2 protein-coding genes are annotated in these 2,349 nt (G+C 61.4%); both read right to left on the reverse strand.

From position 1 onward, the window contains the following. On the reverse strand, positions 1-2,033 hold a 2,033-nt coding region (locus D6877_RS18895; protein WP_130911748.1), incomplete at its 3' end, for a mechanosensitive ion channel domain-containing protein. Positions 2,034-2,107: 74 nt separating this feature from the next. Continuing rightward, complete coding sequence (locus D6877_RS29425) at positions 2,108-2,284, reverse strand: hypothetical protein (RefSeq protein WP_016773747.1); 177 nt, start codon at positions 2,282-2,284, stop codon at positions 2,108-2,110. Positions 2,285-2,349 lie beyond the last annotated feature (65 nt).

The raw sequence follows: 2,349 nt of genomic DNA on the forward strand, positions 1-2,349 counted from the left end.
TCCCACTGCTTGATCGGCGCAGTCTTGAACCGTGCGCGGAGGATCGCGCTGCCGGACTCGAAACTTTCCACACCCTGAATCTCCAGCGGCGACCAGATGTTGCGGCGCTGCAACGGATCGCTGCGCATCTTCTGGCCGACGTCGCGCATCAGTTTGATCGCGTCGTCGATTTCCATGTTGTACGGCACGGCCACGCGGAAGATGGCGTAGCCGAATTCCCGCGAGTAGTTCTTGATGCTTTTGATTTCGCTGAACGGGATGGTGTGGACGATGCCGTCGATATCGCGCAGGCGTACGGTGCGGATGGTCAGGCCTTCGACGGTGCCGAGGTGGCCGCCGACGTCGACGTAATCGTCGATGGCCAGCGAGTCTTCGATGATGATGAACAGGCCGGTGATCAGGTCAGCGACCAGCGACTGCGCACCGAAACCGATGGCCAGACCGATCACACCGGCACCGGCCAGCAATGGGGTGACGTTCATGCCCATGTTCGCCAGCGCGACGATCAGCGCAATGATGAAAATCGCCACGAACAGCACGTTGCGGATCAGCGGCATCATCGTCTGTGCCCGGGCGTTGGCCAGGCCTTTGCGCGAGCGGGTGAGGGCGTGGTGCACGGCGGTGTCGGCGAGGATCCAGATCAGCCAGGAGAAAATCAGCGTGCCGATCAGGCTGAACAGTTTGACGCTGATGTCATGGCCATCGCCTTCGGCGAACGCGATCAGCGAATGGCCCCAGACGCGCAGGCCCAGTTCGATGAAGATCAGCCACACCAGCAAATGCGTCAGGGTGTAGAAGAAGTTTTTCAGTCGCTCCGAGTACAGCGCATGGCGTTTCGGCCCGCGTTGTGGTTTGAGCGAATGACGGCGCACAAGGCCGTTGATGACCATGCACAACACCAGCAGAACCGTGCAGATCAGCGATTGGCGCAGCGCGGTGCTGGTGTCGCCGGCGGAGACGAATGTGGCGAACAGCGAGATGCCGACCAGCACCAGCGCCGGCACGTACCAGAAGGTGCCGAGGATTTCGATGGTGTCGCTGAGGGCGCGGCGAGTCAGGCGGCGCGACAGTGGTTGATTGCGGATCAGGTGCGCGATCGGTCGGCGGAATCGCAGAATGAACAGGCCGGTCGACAGCGCCGCAAGCACATTGGCGGTGGTCGCGGCGGTGTGCGCCAGATGCACGCCGAGGCTCTCGACCAGACGCGGGTCGCTCAACGCTTCACCGAACGCGGCGAAACTGCCGATCAGCCACAGCGGCCGGAACGCCTGATGACGCAGGATGTACAGCGCACGATGGCGGTGCGGGCCGTCGAGCAGGGAGAAGGCAATCACGCAGATCGCCGAAAAACAGGTGCCGACCACCAAGGCATAGGCCAGCACCATCGCCAGGCTTTTGCCCAGTGACGACGGCAGCACGTAGCTCATGTACACCGTGATCACCAACGCGATCAGCCACGGTCCAAGCTTGCGCAGGGCAAAACGCAGCATGTCGAGGGCCTTGGGGTGTTGCGGTAATTCTTCGGTGAGGCCAAAGCGCATGCGCACGCGGTGGCCAAGCCAGATCAGCGCGGCGGCGAGCAGGCTCCAGACCATCAGGATCACCGCGAAACCGAAGATGATCGGCAGCCATTCATTGGCCGGCAGCAGCTTGCTGGTCAGTTCGTCCTTGGCCAGATCGAATTCGTTGGACCAGCGGGTAATCGGGCTGTCGGCGCCGGAAAACTGTTTTTCGAAGTTGGCGAGGGTGCCGCCGATCAGGCCCAGCACGCCTTCTTCCGGGGTGGTCTGAGCTTTCTTCGTGGCGTCGCGCAGCTTCTTCAGATCACTGAGCAGTTGCGCGCGTTGCTTGTCGTTTTCCAGCGACTTGATCACTTCGTCCAGCGACTGGCCGAGGGGTTCCACGGCTTCAGGCTGCGGTTTGGAAGTGTTGAGCAGGCCGGGCAGACCGACTGCCTGGGCGGGCGCCAGCGGCAGCAGCGTCATCAGGCAGACAAGCAACAGACCGGGCAAAGCAAAAAGACGAGCAAACACCAGAAGACAACCTCGCGATAGGCGGATGCGCTGGAGTGTACGAGGCCCCTTGGCGCAATGCGAGCCGGGCTCGGTCATTCGTTCAGTTTGGCGAGGATCTTGTAGACCACCGTGGCGAGGATCATCAGCATGCCGATCCACATGGCGAACACCCCGGCGTTCTTGTCGCGGAAGTTGAAGCCGATGGCCAGCAGGATCATTCCGCTGAGGATGGGAATGAGCATGGCGTGGAAGGAGGACATCGAGATCATGAAGACTGCCTTGTCTGTAGAGGATTCTTGCAGTCTAGGCGGGTTTTCGAGGCAGGGTGTGATGT

It is taken from the genome of Pseudomonas sp. Sample_9 (genome assembly GCF_004307535.1).
In the GTDB taxonomy this organism is placed as follows: Bacteria; Pseudomonadota; Gammaproteobacteria; order Pseudomonadales; family Pseudomonadaceae; genus Aquipseudomonas; species Aquipseudomonas mercuritolerans.

Excerpts from the sequence above, each read along its gene's own strand:
- D6877_RS29425 (WP_016773747.1), bottom strand. The coding sequence starts at position 2,284 with ATGATCTCGATGTCCTCCTTCCACGCCATGCTCATTCCCATCCTCAGC.